At 60.8% G+C, this 16,353-nt stretch carries 22 protein-coding genes; 6 read left to right on the forward strand and 16 right to left on the reverse strand.

Features of this window, described 5'->3' with window-relative positions; translation table 11 throughout:
• Window positions 1-36 precede the first annotated feature (36 nt).
• From gspN to gspG, 8 genes are read right to left on the reverse strand one after another with little or no spacing between them, the layout of a single operon-like run.
• Window positions 37-771 carry a type II secretion system protein N gene (gene gspN, locus ACK4FF_RS02585; protein ID WP_409704282.1) on the reverse strand — a complete coding sequence of 245 codons (735 nt, stop codon included), beginning with the start codon at window positions 769-771 and terminating at the stop codon, window positions 37-39.
• Window positions 768-1,298 (reverse strand): type II secretion system protein GspM, encoded by a 531-nt coding sequence (gene gspM, locus ACK4FF_RS02590; RefSeq protein ID WP_409704284.1) that lies wholly within the window; start codon window positions 1,296-1,298, stop codon window positions 768-770. The genes gspN and gspM overlap by 4 nt, the downstream gene beginning before the upstream one ends.
• Window positions 1,295-2,518: a type II secretion system protein GspL gene (gene gspL, locus ACK4FF_RS02595; RefSeq protein WP_409704286.1), complete on the reverse strand. Its 1,224-nt coding sequence runs from the start codon at window positions 2,516-2,518 to the stop codon at window positions 1,295-1,297. Before gspL ends, gspM begins: the two co-directional genes overlap by 4 nt.
• On the reverse strand, window positions 2,515-3,453 hold the full coding sequence (gspK, locus tag ACK4FF_RS02600) for a type II secretion system minor pseudopilin GspK (protein ID WP_409704288.1): 939 nt from the start codon (window positions 3,451-3,453) through the stop codon (window positions 2,515-2,517). The genes gspL and gspK overlap by 4 nt, the downstream gene beginning before the upstream one ends.
• On the reverse strand, window positions 3,453-4,190 hold the full coding sequence (locus ACK4FF_RS02605) for a prepilin-type N-terminal cleavage/methylation domain-containing protein (RefSeq protein WP_409704290.1): 738 nt from the start codon (window positions 4,188-4,190) through the stop codon (window positions 3,453-3,455). The genes gspK and ACK4FF_RS02605 overlap by 1 nt, the downstream gene beginning before the upstream one ends.
• Complete coding sequence (gspI, locus tag ACK4FF_RS02610) at window positions 4,187-4,567, reverse strand: type II secretion system minor pseudopilin GspI (RefSeq protein WP_409704292.1); 381 nt, start codon at window positions 4,565-4,567, stop codon at window positions 4,187-4,189. The genes ACK4FF_RS02605 and gspI overlap by 4 nt, the downstream gene beginning before the upstream one ends.
• The gene (locus ACK4FF_RS02615; RefSeq protein ID WP_409704293.1) at window positions 4,564-5,046 is read right to left on the reverse strand and encodes a prepilin-type N-terminal cleavage/methylation domain-containing protein; all 483 of its coding nucleotides are present in this window, start codon (window positions 5,044-5,046) and stop codon (window positions 4,564-4,566) included. The genes gspI and ACK4FF_RS02615 overlap by 4 nt, the downstream gene beginning before the upstream one ends.
• A 15-nt stretch (window positions 5,047-5,061) precedes the next feature.
• The gene (gene gspG, locus ACK4FF_RS02620) at window positions 5,062-5,508 is read right to left on the reverse strand and encodes a type II secretion system major pseudopilin GspG (protein WP_409704295.1); all 447 of its coding nucleotides are present in this window, start codon (window positions 5,506-5,508) and stop codon (window positions 5,062-5,064) included.
• 428 nt (window positions 5,509-5,936) lie between these two features.
• Between gspG and ACK4FF_RS02625 the strand changes: the two genes are divergently transcribed.
• Window positions 5,937-6,416, forward strand: coding sequence for a type II secretion system protein N (locus ACK4FF_RS02625; protein ID WP_409704297.1), 480 nt, complete (start codon window positions 5,937-5,939; stop codon window positions 6,414-6,416).
• On the opposite strand, the gene ACK4FF_RS02630 is transcribed toward ACK4FF_RS02625, so the two are convergent.
• Entirely contained in the window at window positions 6,417-7,181 is a 765-nt protein-coding gene (locus ACK4FF_RS02630; RefSeq protein ID WP_409704299.1) for a DUF3108 domain-containing protein, read from the reverse strand. It lies immediately after the preceding gene.
• On the reverse strand, window positions 7,178-7,663 hold the full coding sequence (locus tag ACK4FF_RS02635; RefSeq protein ID WP_409704301.1) for a D-Ala-D-Ala carboxypeptidase family metallohydrolase: 486 nt from the start codon (window positions 7,661-7,663) through the stop codon (window positions 7,178-7,180). The genes ACK4FF_RS02630 and ACK4FF_RS02635 overlap by 4 nt, the downstream gene beginning before the upstream one ends.
• Here ACK4FF_RS02635 and ACK4FF_RS02640 point away from each other — a divergent pair.
• Entirely contained in the window at window positions 7,656-8,354 is a 699-nt protein-coding gene (locus ACK4FF_RS02640) for an HAD family hydrolase (protein WP_409704303.1), read from the forward strand. The two genes, ACK4FF_RS02635 and ACK4FF_RS02640, sit on opposite strands and share 8 nt — an antisense overlap.
• An 18-nt stretch (window positions 8,355-8,372) precedes the next feature.
• Here the strand turns inward: ACK4FF_RS02640 and ACK4FF_RS02645 are convergent, their stop codons facing one another.
• Genes ACK4FF_RS02645 through gpmA form a run of 4 tightly spaced genes read right to left on the reverse strand, consistent with a single transcriptional unit; the run spans window position 8,373 to window position 12,596 of the window.
• Window positions 8,373-9,125, reverse strand: coding sequence for a HesA/MoeB/ThiF family protein (locus tag ACK4FF_RS02645; RefSeq protein ID WP_409704841.1), 753 nt, complete (start codon window positions 9,123-9,125; stop codon window positions 8,373-8,375).
• 33 nt (window positions 9,126-9,158) lie between these two features.
• Complete coding sequence (locus tag ACK4FF_RS02650; RefSeq protein WP_409704305.1) at window positions 9,159-10,538, reverse strand: S41 family peptidase; 1,380 nt, start codon at window positions 10,536-10,538, stop codon at window positions 9,159-9,161.
• 17 nt (window positions 10,539-10,555) lie between these two features.
• Complete coding sequence (locus ACK4FF_RS02655) at window positions 10,556-11,842, reverse strand: murein hydrolase activator EnvC family protein (protein ID WP_409704307.1); 1,287 nt, start codon at window positions 11,840-11,842, stop codon at window positions 10,556-10,558.
• Window positions 11,843-11,849: 7 nt separating this feature from the next.
• On the reverse strand, window positions 11,850-12,596 hold the full coding sequence (gene gpmA / locus ACK4FF_RS02660; protein ID WP_409704309.1) for a 2,3-diphosphoglycerate-dependent phosphoglycerate mutase: 747 nt from the start codon (window positions 12,594-12,596) through the stop codon (window positions 11,850-11,852).
• A gap of 114 nt (window positions 12,597-12,710) precedes the next feature.
• On the opposite strand from gpmA, the gene ACK4FF_RS02665 reads away from it, so the two are divergent.
• The 4 genes from ACK4FF_RS02665 to ACK4FF_RS02680 are packed head-to-tail and all read left to right on the forward strand — an operon-like array spanning window position 12,711 to window position 15,050.
• The gene (locus ACK4FF_RS02665; RefSeq protein WP_409704311.1) at window positions 12,711-13,166 is read left to right on the forward strand and encodes a rhodanese-like domain-containing protein; all 456 of its coding nucleotides are present in this window, start codon (window positions 12,711-12,713) and stop codon (window positions 13,164-13,166) included.
• A gap of 45 nt (window positions 13,167-13,211) precedes the next feature.
• Window positions 13,212-13,487: a glutaredoxin 3 gene (grxC, locus tag ACK4FF_RS02670; protein ID WP_409704313.1), complete on the forward strand. Its 276-nt coding sequence runs from the start codon at window positions 13,212-13,214 to the stop codon at window positions 13,485-13,487.
• A gap of 54 nt (window positions 13,488-13,541) precedes the next feature.
• A complete protein-coding gene (gene secB, locus ACK4FF_RS02675) occupies window positions 13,542-14,015 on the forward strand; it encodes a protein-export chaperone SecB (RefSeq protein WP_409704315.1) in 474 nt (157 codons plus the stop codon).
• A 12-nt stretch (window positions 14,016-14,027) separates the two neighbouring features.
• Window positions 14,028-15,050, forward strand: coding sequence for an NAD(P)H-dependent glycerol-3-phosphate dehydrogenase (locus ACK4FF_RS02680; protein ID WP_409704317.1), 1,023 nt, complete (start codon window positions 14,028-14,030; stop codon window positions 15,048-15,050).
• 20 nt (window positions 15,051-15,070) lie between these two features.
• Here ACK4FF_RS02680 and trmL read toward each other — a convergent pair whose 3' ends face one another.
• On the reverse strand, window positions 15,071-15,541 hold the full coding sequence (trmL, locus tag ACK4FF_RS02685) for a tRNA (uridine(34)/cytosine(34)/5-carboxymethylaminomethyluridine(34)-2'-O)-methyltransferase TrmL (RefSeq protein ID WP_409704319.1): 471 nt from the start codon (window positions 15,539-15,541) through the stop codon (window positions 15,071-15,073).
• The gene (locus ACK4FF_RS02690) at window positions 15,538-16,299 is read right to left on the reverse strand and encodes a ComF family protein (protein ID WP_409704321.1); all 762 of its coding nucleotides are present in this window, start codon (window positions 16,297-16,299) and stop codon (window positions 15,538-15,540) included. Before ACK4FF_RS02690 ends, trmL begins: the two co-directional genes overlap by 4 nt.
• Window positions 16,300-16,353: the final 54 nt, after the last annotated feature.

Below are 16,353 nucleotides of genomic sequence, written 5' to 3' on the forward strand. Positions count from 1 at the left end.
GTTGTTGTCTGGCGGCGCGCCGCTGGCACACTGCGCTCAAAATACACCGAGCCGGTATCGGTCGCCTTCCAAGCGGCCCATCTGGCTCAACAGCCCGGTCAATGCTTCTCTGGCCTGGGGTTGTGCACTGGCGTATCCATTAAACACCACCCGCTGACCTGTTTTCCACTCCCCGTGTCCTTCCATGAGCAGCGGGCCCTTCACCGTGCTCAACCTCATGGCCCACTGGCCCGATGCTGACCCGTTCAAGCCCAAGGTGTACTCCCCCAGCGGGCGTATGCTGGCCAGGGCCGCTTGGGCATCCCGCCAAACCACCTCCAGGCGAAAGTCTTGCCCACGCGCCCAAGCAGGCATGTTCAGCACCAACACCCCTTCAGGTTTGATGGTGTTGAACGGGGCGCCCAGCCCGGTTAACCACGCTGCCGGCCATTGAAGAGCCACCGCATCCACATTGATACCCTGCCAATCGCCACGTAGATGCACGGGGCTTTGCAGGGTTGGGTGTTCAAGGCTGATCGACAGGCCGGGCCCGCTGGCCCAATGCATGCCCAGTTGCCACTGCCACACCCCGGGAATGGCCTGTGTTTTGCCGCCATCGTTCAAGCCCAGCAGGGCTGAGCCGTGCCACCATGCGCCTTGAGTCATCAGCACTCGAACCCGGCCGCCGGTGGCCTGTTCAAGGGGGCTTTTGACCAGGCTGGCGGGCCAAAACAACAGCACCCCCAACACCACGGCACCCAGCCCGAGGGCTGCTTGTTGCCAACGGCTCATGGGTTTGGGCCTGCCTTGGCTGCCGCAGTGGGCACAAACACCACCACGCCGGTCATGACGCCCGGCCCTACTTTTTGCACATTCATCTGGTTCAGTCGCAGGCTGGTGATGGCCTCTGCCCGCCCTAGCCAGGCCAGCAGGCCCACGGCGGGGGCTTCTGTGAACTCCACCCTGAATTCCCCTTCTTCGGTGCGAATCAGCACCGCCTGGCTTTGCAGGTTCTGGTCAATCAGCAACTGGTTCAGGCGTGGTTCCAGGTCTTGCTCACGCACCTGAATGCGCGCGCGTGCGCCGCGCAGGGCGTCCAGTTCATCGGCGGCACTCATCACCGCAGCCACCTTCTGAGTGGCCGCTTGTTCCAGGCCGGGCGCTGTACGCAAGGTTACCCAAGCAGGCTCGATCAACACGCTCCACACCAAAGCCAGCAGCGCCAAGCCTGCACCCCAGGTCACCAGTTTGCGTTCGCGGGGGTTCAGGCTGTCCAGTCGCGCCAGCACCGCTTGCCGCAATTGCTCGGTTCTTTTCATGGCTTGCCCCCTTTCACCTGCAAGGTGGGCCACTTTTCAAGGCCAGTGGTGGTCCATCGGGCTTCCAGCCCACGGGCTTTCAACTGCGTCAGCGCCGCGTCTTGGTGTTGTTGGGTCAAGGTGTTTGCAAACTTCAGGTTCAGGGTGTTGTCCGACCAACCGATGTCCAGCAGGCTGTTGAATGGCGCTTGGTTCATGGCCATGCCCACCTCGTGCAGCAGGCCCGAGGCGCCTTGTTGGCTGCTTGCGGACTGCCCTGCAGTCAAGCTCTGCTTTTCCCGGTTGATCAACAACAGCGGGTCAGCCACCATGGGCACGTTGGGCAAAGCCTGCTTATAGCGGGTGTTGATCGCGTTGTCCAGCGCATCCAATTGCCGGTTCGCTTTGAAGGCCAGCAGATTAAGGCCCAGCACCAGCAGCACTGCAGTGGCCCCAGCGGCGCGAAGCAAGGGGGTCCATTCCGACGACTCGCTTACCCCACTCAAACCCGATTTGCGCAATTCCTGCGCTGGCACCAAGCCTTTGTTCTTCAAACCCACGATGGGGCTGGCCACCGCCTTGCCTGCCAATTGAGTGGCCAGGCCTTCTTGGTTGAGAAGGCTTTGAAGCCGTTGCTGGTCAGGGGCTGACATCAGCAACGGGGAAGTGTTCGGCCCAGCCAGGCGGGCAAAAAGGCGTGGGAACAGGGCGGGCTGGCTGGCATCCAGCGCCACGGGGATGGATTGCCCGTCAATGACCAGCAGGTTCAATTCACTGAACCAGGCACACCGGGCTACTTGAGCAGGCTCGCGCAACAATTCGCAACTGAGCGCGGACACATTCAATTTCAGCTGTTTGCAGGCACGCAACACAGTGCGCGCAGTGCTTTTGTCCACCACGGCGGCCAAGCGTTTGCCTTGGGCAAGGTTGCCAAACAGGCTCACCCAGTTGTCTTCCGGGTCGTTGAGCAGGTGGGGTTCTACCAGGTAGGGCAGCGCGTCCTGCAGTTTCCGCCCAGACAGCTTGGGCACCGACACTTCAAACAGGCCTACATCGCCCGGGTGCAGCAGCACCAGGCATGACAAACCCTTGGGCAAAGCCGACGGGGGCTCCATGCCCCCGCTCAGGCGGCCTGAGGGCCCGTGCACTTCATAGCGCAAGCGGGCTGGCAGGCTGTCATCGTCCTGCCGTGCATTGGCCTTGGGCCACCACACCACCAGTGTTGTCTGGCTTGTTGTCAATATTGTCTCCAAATCACGAACACCCGCTGGTCGCGCCGTTCAACCAGCGCACGGGTCCGAATGGTGGCGCCCTCCACCTTCGCAGACCCGTCGATCAGAAAGTAAGCCGTACTCACCGCCATTAAATCATTGTTTGGCCGACTTGAAGGCCCCAAGGCATTGTTCAGGTCGTTCAGGTCCTTGAAACTCACCCGTGCGCGTTGGCTGATCACCGACTGGGCCTGCGGGAAACTCAACCCGGGTACGCTGGCGTACAGCACCTCCGCCGACGCCGTGTTGGCATTGACCGGCGTAAAGCGCGGCAAAATCACCACCAAAGGCCTCAACTGCAGCCAGGTTTCTTCCGCCAGCCCGTATTGCCCTCTAAGGTCGTCCCAAGTGCGGGCGGGCACCAGCCCAAGCACCTGTTTCTCGCCTGGCTCACTGCCGCCTGCTGGCAGGTACATCCTGCCCAGCACGTCGGCCAGTGTGGCCCTGTCCTTGGGGTTCACGGCCAGCAGGTCACACAGCTTCATGAACCCTTCCAGCCATTGCGCCCTTTTGCTGTTGTCCAAGCCCAGGTTGCGCAGGTTGAACCGGCCCTGCGCGTCTTCAATTCGCCCGCTGAGCAACACTTCCCGCTCGTTGGCCTGCTCAATGGTTTCGCCTTTGCGCATCAGCCCTTCGCTGATCCGGCTTTCGGCCAAGGGCACCGCCCAAGGTTCGGTCAAGGTGTCCGTGGTGGACACGCGGCCATCCTCGCGAAGAATCACACGGGCCCAGTCCACACCGCTGCGGCTGACCAGTTCGGCTTGGTCCCGCGCGGCGGTCACCGACACGGTTTTGGCGCTGGCAAACAGGTTCCACAGCAGGGGGCCAACGGCCAGTGTGCACAGGGTCACCACAAACAAGGCCATGACCACGGCGGCCCCCCGTTGCGTGCAGGTGCGCTTCATCAGTACACCCCGCCGGTCAGCAGCACACGGCGGACAGTGCCGAAACGCGGGTGGGTCAAGGCCAATTCAACAGCGCGAATCACCCCGGCGGGCGTTGTTTGCCCACCGTCAGCCCCTGTGGCCGGGGTTCCGTCCTGCCCGCTGTCGGCGCCGGTTTTTCCGGACACTGGGGTGGCCTGCGCAAAGCGCGCTGACAAGGCGGTCATGGCGGTGCCTTCCAGTTCGAGCTTGAAATCCGACGCCAGTTTAATGGGGCCTTGTGACAATACGGTTTGCCAGCCGGTGCCTTCCCGGAAAAAACGCACTTGCCAGCCCTGAAAGCGCAAAGGGTCGGAGCGGGTGGCGGGCACGGGGTTGCCCTGGATGCCCGTGTCCAGCCGCTGAACCACACGAATCAGGCCATCGGTGCTTAACTGCCAAACCACGGCCTCCCGATAAGGCGGCTGTTCTGGCAGGCGTCGTGTGCCCGAAATGCGCAGGGTCTGCCCGTCGACCAGCAGCATGTCAGCCTGTTGGCCTGGCGCGGTTTCCAAGCCGAGTTGCAGCATGGCCAGGTCGCGTTCAAGCTGGTTGAAGGTGGCGGTCAACAGCGCCTGTTCGGCGTCCACTGAATTGACGCGTTCGGCGCTGCGGGTGACCTCGGTCAACCCACGCCACGACAACACCGCGATGACAGCCACCACGGCCAGTGCAACCAGCACCTCAAGCAAGGTGAACCCACGGGCGGTTGTTTTCATGGCGCGCTGCTCAAGAACAGAACCAGGCGGGCCAAGTGCCGGTTGACGTCGGCGTCGCCCAAATCACGCACACGCACCTCCACCCGCCGGAAATTGGGGTTGGGGGTGTTGGTGATGTCCACGGTGCAGATGAACCGGTACGGGCCTTGGTCGCAGGGGGTTTGCACCACCTGGGCCCCGGGAAACACGCTGAGCACCGTCACCGTGTTGGCCGCATTGCGGGCGCTCCACTGGGCGTATTCGCGCTTGAGCAATTGGTCTTGCTGAAGGTTCATGTTGCCCGCCGCCTTGATGCAGGCCATCAGCGCCACGGCCACAATGGTGAGGGCAACCAGTGCTTCAATCAGGGTAAAGCCTGTATCCCGGCGTACACTCATCGCGCCCCCTGCACCACAAGCACCTGCGGTTGGCCTGTGCGATACAGGCCACCGTTGCGGCTTTCCAGCATGACGCCAGTGGCATTGCGCACCAAACGGACCTGCTTGAGTTCCAGCCGGGTCTGGGGCTCCAGGGTCAAAAACGGCACTTGGCGGCCTTCCAATTGAAGCTCAACCCGCACAGGCGTGTGGTTCCAGTTTCTTGGCCTGAGCATCGGTTCGCCCTCCAGAGGGCGCCATGTGTTGTTGGCCAGTTCTTCAAACCGGAACCCTTGATCATTGGCGTGGAAGCGAATGTCCCGTGACTTCAGGATGGCGTCCTGTTGGGCAATTCGCAGAATTTGACTCAGACGCTGGGCTTCGCTGAGTAACAGGTTGCCGTCACTGGGCGTGCCGCGCACCACCACCAAGCCGGTGGCAATGGACAAAACCACCAGCACCACCAGCAGTTCCAGCAAGGTAAAGCCCCGTGCGTTCACCTCGGTGGCCCTTGTTTACAGGCCCCAGGAACCAATGTCCGCGTTGATGCCTTCACCGCCTGGTTTGCCGTCAGCGCCAAAGCTCATCACGTCGATTTCGCCTTTCAGGCCAGGGTTCAAATACTGGTAGGGGTTGCCCCATGGGTCAGTCGGCACTTTGGACAGGTAACCGCCTTGCTTGTAGTTGCTGGGCTGGGGTTCGGTGGTGGGGCGTTCCACCAGGGCTTTCAAGCCTTGCTCGTTGCTGGGGTAGCGGCTGTTGTCCAGGCGGTACAGGTTCAGGGCCTGCATGATGGAGGCGATGTCCTGCTTGGCGGCCACGCCGCGGGCTTCGTCGGGGCGGCCCATGATTTTTGGGACCACCAGCGTGGCCAGAATGCCGAGGATGACCACCACCACCATGATTTCGATCAGCGTGAAGCCGGATTGGCGGGGTGTTGGGCGTTGGGTGAGGTTTTTCATGGTGCTTGACAGTGATCCTGACTGTTTGAAATGTAGGGCCGAATAAGGCAAAAACGGGTGGGTGGCAAGCCCCATCCCATCCTTCGAGCTTACACCGAATACCCGCACCGTGGCGCGGTGCTTGGCTGCGCAGTCGACGGGCTGTGGGAGTGGGCTGACCTGTTGGGTCAATTCTGTGGGCCATTCTGCCAGAAATGTATTATGTGTAAATTACCGATGCCCCAAGGCAGGTTTGTCACATAAACAGGGGCTTTTGACCCGCGGGCCCCAATGTCATCATGGGCACATTGTTGGCGATGACGCTGACAATACCCTTGAAGCATGGCTTAAACCGGGACGAGTGAAGCGGCCCGGTTTTTTTTCGCCAGTTGGGGCACAATCCCTACATCCATTGTTCATCGCCCAACTGCCCCATGCCCGGACTGTCTTTGAATCGCTTGTCCCTCAGCGGTGTTCGTCACCCCTCGCCACGCACCGTGCGTTTTTTGGCCGGTGTGGTTTGGTTGCTGGCTATTTTGTGGTGCGTGTGGGTGGTGATGCAGTGGCTGCGCCCAGCCCCTGAAGTGGCGCCAGCGTTGCCCAGCGGCCCGTCAGCCCAATATCAGGTTGACCAGTCTGCCGAAGCGCGCCTGTTGGGTGTGGAAACAACTGGGGGGCTCACCCCGCCGGCCGTCACTTTGCTGGGCGTGTTTGCCGGCGTGGATGGTGCAGGCGCTGCGGTGATGTCCATTGAAGGTCAAGCCCCAGCGTCACGCCGCGCTGGCGACGAAGTGGCCAACGGTTGGACTTTGGACCGGGTCGAGGCCGACAAAGTGGTGCTAACGCGCAGTGGACAGCGCCACACCATCAGCATGCCAGCCCCTGCCAACGAAGCGTCATTCATGCAGCGGGTGCCCAGCGCGCCCTAGTTATTCTTGCGGCCCAGTGCCCACCAGTGTTTGGGTGATGCTCTTGCCGTCCTGCTCGGCCACTTGAATGCGCACGGGAACCCAGCCCATGGATTTGGCGTACCACACCCGGATCAGGTCATCGTCGGCGTTCTCGGGTTTGGTTTCAAACTGAATGGCCGTCACCTTCTTGTTGCCTTGGGGCAGGTTCAAGGTCAACTCTTCCGTGCCTTTCATCACAAACTGTTCGGGGGTCACACGCCCGGTGCTCATCACCTTCAAGGGCCAAACCTCGCCCGCTTTCGGGGTGCTTGCTGAGCACTTGAGCAACGCTGACAGCTGATACACCATGCTCAAGCGGTCCTGCAGGCCGGGTGAGAATGGGGCAGTGGTGTTGTTCTTGCGGAAGGTGATGGTTTGTTGGTTGTCCACCACCACCTCAGCCACAGGCTTTTTGCCGCGTTTTTCCGAATACATGCGGGGCACCAAGCCCACTTTGGGGTCAATCACCCCTTCGCTGTTCTGAAGCAGTTGGCCCGAGAACATGACGGCCAGCATGCCTTTGGCCTGCGACACGGAACTCAGTTTGTACTGGTCGCCCTGCACATTCAGCACATGCTCGGTAATGGCCAGTTGCCCCGGCACCTGGCTGTGCGTCAGCGAAAAGCGCAAATGGGTGGGTTCAATTTGCTTGCCCGGGTTGGGGCACACCGGTTCAGCATGGGCGGGCAGGGCCAACGCCAAGGCCAGCAACAGGAGGGGTTTGCTCAGTTTCAACACTGTCATCGCAGAATCAATCCTTCAAGATAACCTTCATCACTGGAAAAAATCGACAGCACTTCACGCCGCGCTGTTTGCCCCGCAGGTGGCACAGACACATGCACCCAGCGGTTGAATTCCAGAATCAATTGGTCAAATTCCAGTTCGGGGGCTGCCGCAATGGCGGTAGCCAAGGCATACGCTGTGCCCATGGACGGGCAGCGAAGGTCAACCGCCAAACCCAGGCAATGCTGGCTTTCAGGAACACCGCCCACCAGGGCATTCAAGGCCTCGTTGCGGTAGCCGCTGTTGATGGTCAAATCCGCCGGTGCCACATTCAGCCGCTGGCAAATTTGCCCCAGAAAACCAGACAGGCGGGCCAGATTGGCCAGGTGTTCGCCTTCGCACCGGTTGTCCAGGCCACAGCGCACCGCAGTGTCCGAATGGCAGAGCGCATCCCGGGTAAAATCGGGGTGGAAACACACATCCAGCAGGTCTGAGTTGCGCATACGTCTGATTCGTCGTCCTTCACCATCCACGCCCAAGCAGGTTTATCTGCTCGACCTGGACAACACCCTGCACCGGGCCTCGGCCCACATTCTGCCGGAAATCAACCGTCAGATGACGCGTTACCTGTCTGAGCAACTGGCATTGACCCCCGAGGCGGCCAGCCAACTGCGGACTGAGTATTGGCGGCGTTACGGGGCCACTTTGCTGGGCATGATCAGGCACCACGGCACGGACCCGCACCATTTCCTGCATCACACCCACCAGTTTGAAGAACGTTTGGACCGCATTTCCGGACGACATGGCAGCGTGCCGCAGCAACTGCGCCGCCTGCCCGGCGTGCGGGTGCTGCTGACGAATGCGCCCCGAAACTATGCCGTGGCGCTGTGCAAAGCCTTGGGTTTGTACAAACACCTGCATGCGGTGGTCAGCATAGAAGACATGGTGATTCACGGCCAGTGGAGGCCCAAGCCCGCGCAGGTGTTGTGGCCCCGCATGAAGCAGGGCACACGCGCCAAGCGCCCCGTGTTTGTGGACGACACCTTGGAGCACCTTCAGGCGGCGTCACAACATGCAATACGGCCCGTCTGGATCACCCCCCCCGGCCTGGGGTTTGGGGCGCGCCGCCCACAGGGGCGGGTACGCCACCGCATCCGGCATTTTCGGGACATGGCCCGCATCAAGCTGGGGTAAGGGCCCCGGTGCCAAGCCTCAATGGCGGTGGCCGCAGACCGGGCATTCCGGGTCTTTTTGAAAGCGGATGCGGGTGAACTCGCCCCGCCGGGCGTCAAACAGTTGAAGCGTTCCAAACAACGGTTGCCCAAAACCACCCAGAATTTTCAGGGCTTCGGCCGCTTGTAAAGTGCCGATGATGCCGGTCAGCGGAGCAAACACACCCATGGTGGCGCAGCGTTCCTCGGTGACGTCGTCACCGTCCGGGAACAGGCAGTGGTAGCAAGGCGCTAGGGCCTGACCCAAGTCGAAACAGGCCAGTTGGCCGTCCATGCGCACCGCCGCGCCCGACACCAAGGGCTTGCCCAAGGCCACGCAGGCCCGGTTCACGGCGTGTCGGGTTTTGAAATTGTCACTGCAATCCAGCACCACGTCGGCCTGCGCCACTGCGGCGTGTAGGGCATCGCCTTCAAGGCGGGTTTGCAGGGTGTGGATGTCGATGAGCGGGTTGATGTCAGCCAAATGCACCTTGGCCGATTCCACTTTGGCCGTGCCCACCCGTGAGGTGGTGTGCAGCACTTGTCGTTGCAGGTTGGTTAAATCCACCGTGTCGTGGTCAGCCAGAATCAGTCTGCCCACGCCCGCGCTGGCAAGGTAAAGGGCGCTGGGGCACCCAAGCCCGCCGGCGCCCACCACCAGTGCGGTGGAGTGGGCAATGCGGGTTTGGCCTTCGATACCAATGTCGTCCAGCAGAATGTGGCGAGAGTAGCGCAGCAGCGACTCATCGCCCAATTCCTGCCGTTCCATGGTCAAAGGCCCCGGGGCTTACTTGCTCTTCTTGGCGGTCTGGTCGGCGGCCTTGCGGTTCTGCACCACGGGCTTGCCTTTCAGGTAATTCAGGGCCTGTTGCAACTGGTAGTCGTCATCCGATCCAAACACAATCGGCTTGGTGTCGGGTGTGGCATTCTCACCGTCCTTTTTCTGGGACGGCGTTTCAGTCTCACCCTTGTCATTGCTCAAGTGGCGGGTCAGGTCCGCCTCGCGCACCCGTTCAACCACATCGCCTGTCGGGGTTTCTGTGACTACAAAGTCGGGCTCAATGCCCTTGGCCTGAATGCTGCGGCCTGACGGGGTGTAGTAACGGGCTGTGGTCAGCTTGATGGCGGTGTTGTTGTTCAGGGGCAGAATGGTTTGCACCGAACCCTTGCCGAATGTTTGCGTTCCCAGCACCTTGGCCCGACCATGGTCCTGCAGCGCACCCGCCACAATTTCGGACGCAGACGCCGAACCACCGTTCACCACCACAATCATCGGCACTGTTTTGGCAATCTGAGGCAGGTCGCGCAGGTAGTCTTTTTCCTTGCCGCGCAGGTAATCGTCGGACGAAGCCACCAGCTTGCGCTTGGAGTCTTCGGTGCGGCCGTCGGTGCTTACCACGACCGTGTTCTGCGGCAGGAATGCAGCGCTGACGCCCACGGCTGCGTTCAGCAGGCCGCCCGGGTCATTGCGAAGGTCCAGCACCAAACCCTTCAGGGATTTCTCGCCCTGCAGTTTGTTCAGGGCTTTCACCAGGTATTCGCCGGTGTGTTCCTGGAACTGGGTGATGCGCACATAGCCGTAGCCGCCTTCCAGCATTTTGGACTTCACGCTTTGCACACGAATCACGTCGCGCACAATGGTCACCACAATGGGCTTGTCCTCGTTCTTGCGCAGCAGGGTCAGTTTGATCTCGGTCTTGGGCTTGCCGCGCATCATGCTGACGGCTTCGGACAGGCTCATGCCTTTGGTGGGCTTCTCATCGATTTTCACGATCAGGTCGCCCGCCTTCACACCTGCTTTCTGGGCAGGGGTGTCTTCGATGGGCGCAATCACTTTCACGAAACCGTCTTCGGTGCCCACTTCAATGCCCAAGCCGCCAAACTCGCCTTGGGTGCCTACACGCAGTTCCTTGAAGGCGTCTGCGTCGAGGTAGCTGGAATGTGGGTCCAGGTTGGACACCATGCCGCTGATGGCACCGGCAAACAGCTTGTCGTCACCCACCGGTTCGACATAGAAATTCTTGATGGCACCGAACACTTCGGTGAACTGTCGCAGTTCCGCCAAGGGCAGGGCTTCAGGCTGCTGCCGTTGAGCCACGGCGCTGATGCCCAGGCTGACCATCACACCGGCAATCACCCCTGCCGACACCAAGCTCACTGTTTTCATTTGTTGCTGCATAGTCCTTACTGACCTTTCGTCCACGACAGGGGGTCAAATGCCACGCCTTGTCGGCGAAGCTCAAAATACAAACCGTTGTCTAGATTACCACTGCTGTTGCCAGTTTCGGCAATTACGTCCCCCGCACTCACACTTTCACCCGTGCGCTTGAGGAGCTTGCTGTTGTTGCCATAAACGCTCAGAAACTCGTCGCCATGGTCAATCACCATGATCTCACCAAACCCGCGCATCCAGTCTGCGAACACCACACGGCCATTGCCCACCACCCGAACGGGTTGCCCAGCATCGGCCGCAATGAACAGGCCTTTCCACGATGGGCCTTGGCCGTCGCGGGTGCGCGTGGCGCCGAAACGGCCCACCACGGTGCCTTGCACTGGCAACACCAAGCGGCCCTTCAGCTTGGCGAATTCGCCTGTGCTGGGCATGGGCGGTGGGGCGCTGTATTCGCGGTTGCGCGGGCCTGTGCCTTTTTTGATGTCCGGCAAGGTGGTGGACTTGGCCGCCTGTTCAGCCTGCTTGCGACGGGCTTCTTCAATGGCTTTGGCCAGGCGGTTGATGACGGAAGTCAGTCGCTCATCGTCCCGTTGCAAGCGCTTGCGTTGCAATTCCTGGTCGCTCAGCTTTGAACTGATGTCCTCCAGCAACTGGCTGCGTTCTTCCTTCTGCGAGGCCAAAGTTTGCCGGGCGCGGTTTTGCCGCTCGATGGTGTCTTCCAGCTTGTCTTGCTTCTGTTCAAGCCCCGCACGCACCTGTTCAAGGTGGTGGGCCTGTTCGGCCTGTTGCTCAGCCAGTTCCTTTTCGGCTTGCGACACCCGTTCAAACCAGTAGCTTTCACGGGCGGCCTGGCTGGCCGATTGCCCAGCCAGCCACGCCTGTGTGGGGTTGAGTTCATGGCGCCGGTACTGGTTGCGCAGCACTTTGCCCATGCGGGCTTGGGTTTGGTCCAGCGCTTGCGCCAGTTGGGTTTCCTGCCGTTTCAGGCTTTCAACTTCCTGTTCCAGCGCTTGGGCCTGTGCGTCCAGCTCCTTCAGTCGGGCTGTGGTGTCTTTCAGGCGCCTGTCCACCTCGACCAAGGCCTTGCTGGCCCGCTTTTTCTCGCTGCTGGTTTCCCGAATGGCTTTGTTGACTGCGTCCAGTTGCTTGCGCACCCGGTCCCGCTCGGCTTGTGCCCCTGCCGCTTCCTTGCTTGGGCTTTGGGCTTGAGCAGGCCCCGCCGCGCCCAGCACAAACACCGCAAGCGCAAAAGCGCCCGCGGTGAGGGTGAAGACGGTGCGGTGACGGGCAGGCTGCACCGGAGGCTTACTTGGCCTTGCCTTGGTTGGCCACGGCGGCCATGGCCGCTTCAATTTCAGCCTGGTCGCCCAGGTAGTAGTGGCGCAGGGGCTTCAGGTTCTCGTCCAGTTCGTACACCAAGGGGCGCGCTGTGGGAATGTTCACCTTGAGAATGTCTTCTTCGCTCAGGCCATCGAGGTACTTGATCAGCGCGCGCAGCGAATTGCCGTGCGCAGCCACCAGCACCTTCTTGCCGGCCTTGATGGCCGGAGCAATGCCTTCTTCCCAAATGGGAATTACACGGTCAACCGTGTCTTTCAGGCACTCTGTGAGCGGCACTTCCTGGGGTTTCAGTTTCGCGTAACGGGGGTCGTGGCCTGCAAAGCGCGGGTCATCCACCGTCATGGGGTTGGGCGCAATCGCGTAGGCACGGCGCCAGATCAACACTTGTTCTTCACCAAACTTGGCCGCTGTTTCGGCCTTGTTCAGGCCCTGCAGGTCGCCGTAGTGGCGCTCGTTCAGGCGCCAGGTTTTGACCACGGGCAACCAGCTCATGCCCATGGTGCGCAGAGCGATTTCAAGGGTGTGAATGGCGCGGGTCAGTACCGAGGTGTAGGCCACATCAAAAGAATAACCCTCTGATTTCAGCAATTCACCCGCTTTGCGGGCTTCGTCGCGGCCTTTGTCGGTCAGGTCAACGTCGGCCCAGCCTGTGAATCGGTTTTCCAGGTTCCACTGGCTTTCGCCGTGGCGCATCAGCACGAGTTTGTACATGGTTCGGCCTTGTGAGATCGGTTGGTTGCAATGGTTTGGAGTTGGCCGACATTTTAGCCTTGATTCAAGGCGATATAATGGGATTCGACCCGAGTCCCACTTCAGTAAACACGCATGACACAACAATTTTTGCTTCAAAACAGCTGGCTGATCGCGCTGGCTTTCGGTTCCGGCCTCATGCTGGTCTGGCCTGTCCTTATGAAAAGCGGGGCCAGCCGTGTGTCCGTGGCCCAAGCCACCTTGCTGATGAACCAGAAAAAGGCGGTGTTTGTGGACATTCGTGACGCGGATGTGGTGAGCACCCAAGGCACTGTGGCCAATGCCCGCCGCATTGATGTGGGCGACCTGCAAGCCAAGGCGGACAGCCTGAGCAAGAACAAGGAAACACCGGTGGTGGTGCTTTGCCAGTCGGGCATCAAGGCCATTCCTGCGGCGAAAATACTCAAGGCCAGTGGGTACACCGATGTGCATGTGTTGGACGGCGGTATCAATGCCTGGAAAGAAGCAGGCTTGCCGCTGAAAAAGCAGGCCGCCAATGACGACAAAGTCACCAAGGCCAAAAGCAAGTAAACCCGGCCCCGCCGCCTTGGCACGGCCTATCACAGGAGTTTCACGATGAGCAGCACCCACGCCCCAGTTCGCATGTACAGCACGGCCGTATGCCCCTATTGCATCCGCGCCGAGCGCTTGTTGACCGAGCGCGGTGTGCAGCAGATCGAGAAAATCCGGATCGACCTGCAACCCGACATGCGCGAAAAAATGATGGCCGAAACCGGCCGCCGCACCGTGCCGCAGATTTACATCGGCGACACCCATGTCGGTGGCTTCGATGACCTGGCTGCGCTGGACCGCGAAGGCAAACTGCTGCCCCTGCTGCAAGCCCAATCATAAACACTACCCCGGGGTGCAATTGCCCCATTTTTACCTGTCAACGAAGGATTTTTCATGGCCGAACAAGCCCAAGACGCCGTATTCCAGATGCAACGCGTCTACATCAAAGATGCCTCTCTGGAATTGCCCAACGCCCCCCAAATTTTTCTGGAAAAGACACCCCCCAGCATTGAAGTGCAGGTGGATGTGGGTGCGCAGCGCCTGGCCGAAACCATTTTTGAGTCGGAAGTCACCGTGACCGTGACCGCCAAAATTGGCGACAACGTGGCCTTTCTGGTGGAATGCAAGCAAGCGGGTATCTTTGAGATTGCCAATGTGCCGCAAGACCAGTTCGACCCCTTGCTGGGCATTCTGTGCCCCGGCATGATTTACCCCTACCTGCGCGCCAACGTGGCCGATTTGATTACCCGCACTGGCTTTCCACCTGTGCATTTGTCCGACATCAACTTTGAGCAGTTCTACCAGCAACGCTTGGCCGCTGCCCAGGAAGCCGCTGCCCAAGAGGCCGGTTCAACTGCCAACGCCTAAGGCGGAGGCCCCTTGAACATCACGGTTTTCGGTTCCGGTGCCTGGGGCACCGCGGTGGCCACCCACATGGCCTTTGCCCATCGCGTGGTGTTGTGGGGCCGCGACTCGGCGGTTCTCCAGGCGATTGCCCAGAACCTGGAGAACCCCCGCTATTTGGCGGGCATCAAGCTCAATCCAGCCCTTCGGGTTCAGTCCGATTTTGCGCTGGCTGCCAGCCATGCCTTGGTTGAAGGGTCGGCTGAGGGCTTGTGGGTTTTGGGTGTGCCCATGGGCGCTTTGCGCGCCACGCTTGAACAACTGCGCAGCTTGGTGCCCTTGGCGCAATGGCCCGCGGTGGCTTGGTTGTGCAAAGGTTTCGAAGTGGGCACAGGGCTGATGCCGCACCAAGTGGTTGAGGATGTGCTGGGTCAAAGTGTGGGTGGCGCCCTCACCGGGCCGTCGTTTGCAGCCGAGGTGGCGCGGGGTTTGCCCTGCGCGCTGACTGCCGCCTCCCCTTGCGAGCGCACCCGGCAAGCTTTGGTTCGGTCGGCCCACCACGCAGCCATGCGGGTGTACGAATTGGACGACTTGGTGGGTGCCGAGGTGGGCGGTGCCGTGAAAAACATCATGGCGGTGGCCACCGGCATGTGTGACGGCATGCAACTGGGCTTGAATGCCCGTGCAGCCCTCATCACCCGGGGCATGGCGGAAATCAAGCGTCTTGCGGCAGCTTTGGGCGCACAACCCGACACCCTGAATGGCTTGTCTGGTTTTGGCGACCTCATTCTCACCTGCACCGGCGATTTGTCCCGCAACCGGCGTGTGGGTTTGATGCTGGCCCAAGGCAAATCGCTGGACCAAGTGCTGGCCGAGTTGGGCCAAGTGGCTGAAGGCGTGAAATGTGCGCCCGTGGTTCACGAGTTGGCCAAGCGCCTGAATGTGGACATGCCCATCACGGCGGCGGTCAATGCCACCCTGTTTGAAGGCATCAGCCCCGGCGAGGGCGTGATGCGTTTGTTGTCCCGTGGTGCCAAGGCCGAACAGACTGATGCTTGAACACCGGCATCTATTTGGCCTCAGGCTCCGCCCTCAAAGCCCAGCTGTCGCCAAGCCTCGTATACGCTGATCGCCACCGAATTCGACAGGTTCAGCGACCGGCTGGTGGCCCGCATCGGCAGGCGCAGCCAGTTCTCGGGCGCAAACCACTGCCTGTGGGTTGGGCTTAACCCACGGGTTTCGCTGCCAAAAAACAGGAAATCCCCGGGCTGGAAAGCCACGTCAAATGGTGAGCGTTGCCCCTTGGTGGTGAAGGCAAAGCAGCGTGCCGGGTTTGGTTGGCAGGTGGCCAGAAAAGCTTCGAAGCTGGCATGAACCTGCATGTTGGCGTATTCGTGGTAATCAAGGCCAGCGCGACGCATGCGGGCGTCGTCCAGTGGAAAGCCCAGGGGTTCAATCAAGTGCAGCTGCGCGCCGGTGTTGGCGCACAGCCTGATCACATTGCCCGTGTTGGGCGGAATTTCCGGTTCAACCAAAACCACATGAATCATTCGGGTGTCCTGCACAGGGCAAAGGTGTGGATGTGTTGTGCGCCCGCCAGCATCAATGCCGAGCGGCACCGCGCCACCGTGGCCCCGGTGGTGATCACATCGTCCACCAAGCCTATCGTCAATTGACTGGTCAACGCGCGGGTGCACACCATGCGGGCGCCCGAGTCATTCAGCCGCGCAGAACGGCCAAGCCCGGCTTGGTTTCGACGCTCGTCCAACCGCTGAAGCAAGCGGGTGTCCACGGGCACACGCCAGCGGCTGCCCAGCGCATGGGCCAACAACGCGGCCTGATTATAGCCCCTTTGCCGCGCACGCTTGGGCGGGGAGGGCACCGGCACCAACAGGTCGGGGCGTGGTGCACCTGCGCTCACCGCCGCTTGGAACAGCAATTGCCCCAGAAAATCGGCCATGTCCCATCGGGCTTGGTATTTGAACTGGGTGATCCAGTCGTCCCAGGGTGGGGCGTAGTCGGCACACACCACGGTGGTCTGGCCGGGTTGGGGCTCGGCTTTGCAGTGTCTGCACAAGGTCCAGCCCCATTCGGTGGGCTTTTCGCCCAAGCGCAGCCCACACTGGGTGCAGCGCGACACGGTGCTGCGAAGGCCCGCCAGTGTCGTGCAGCCGGGGCACAAGCCGAGTCGTTGGGAAACGTGTTGGTCCGTCTCGCAGTGTCGGCAACGTTGGCTCAGCAGGCCCAGCCATTCGAGCGCGTTGAAGGCACTCCGGTACAATGAGGTGTTGAAGTAGTTCCCCGGCATCGCCCTCACCATTTATGACTCAACTCTGGAAAGTTTCACGCTCCAATGCCCGCT

It is taken from the genome of Limnobacter sp. (assembly GCF_046297615.1).
In the GTDB taxonomy this organism is placed as follows: domain Bacteria; phylum Pseudomonadota; class Gammaproteobacteria; order Burkholderiales; family Burkholderiaceae_B; genus Limnobacter.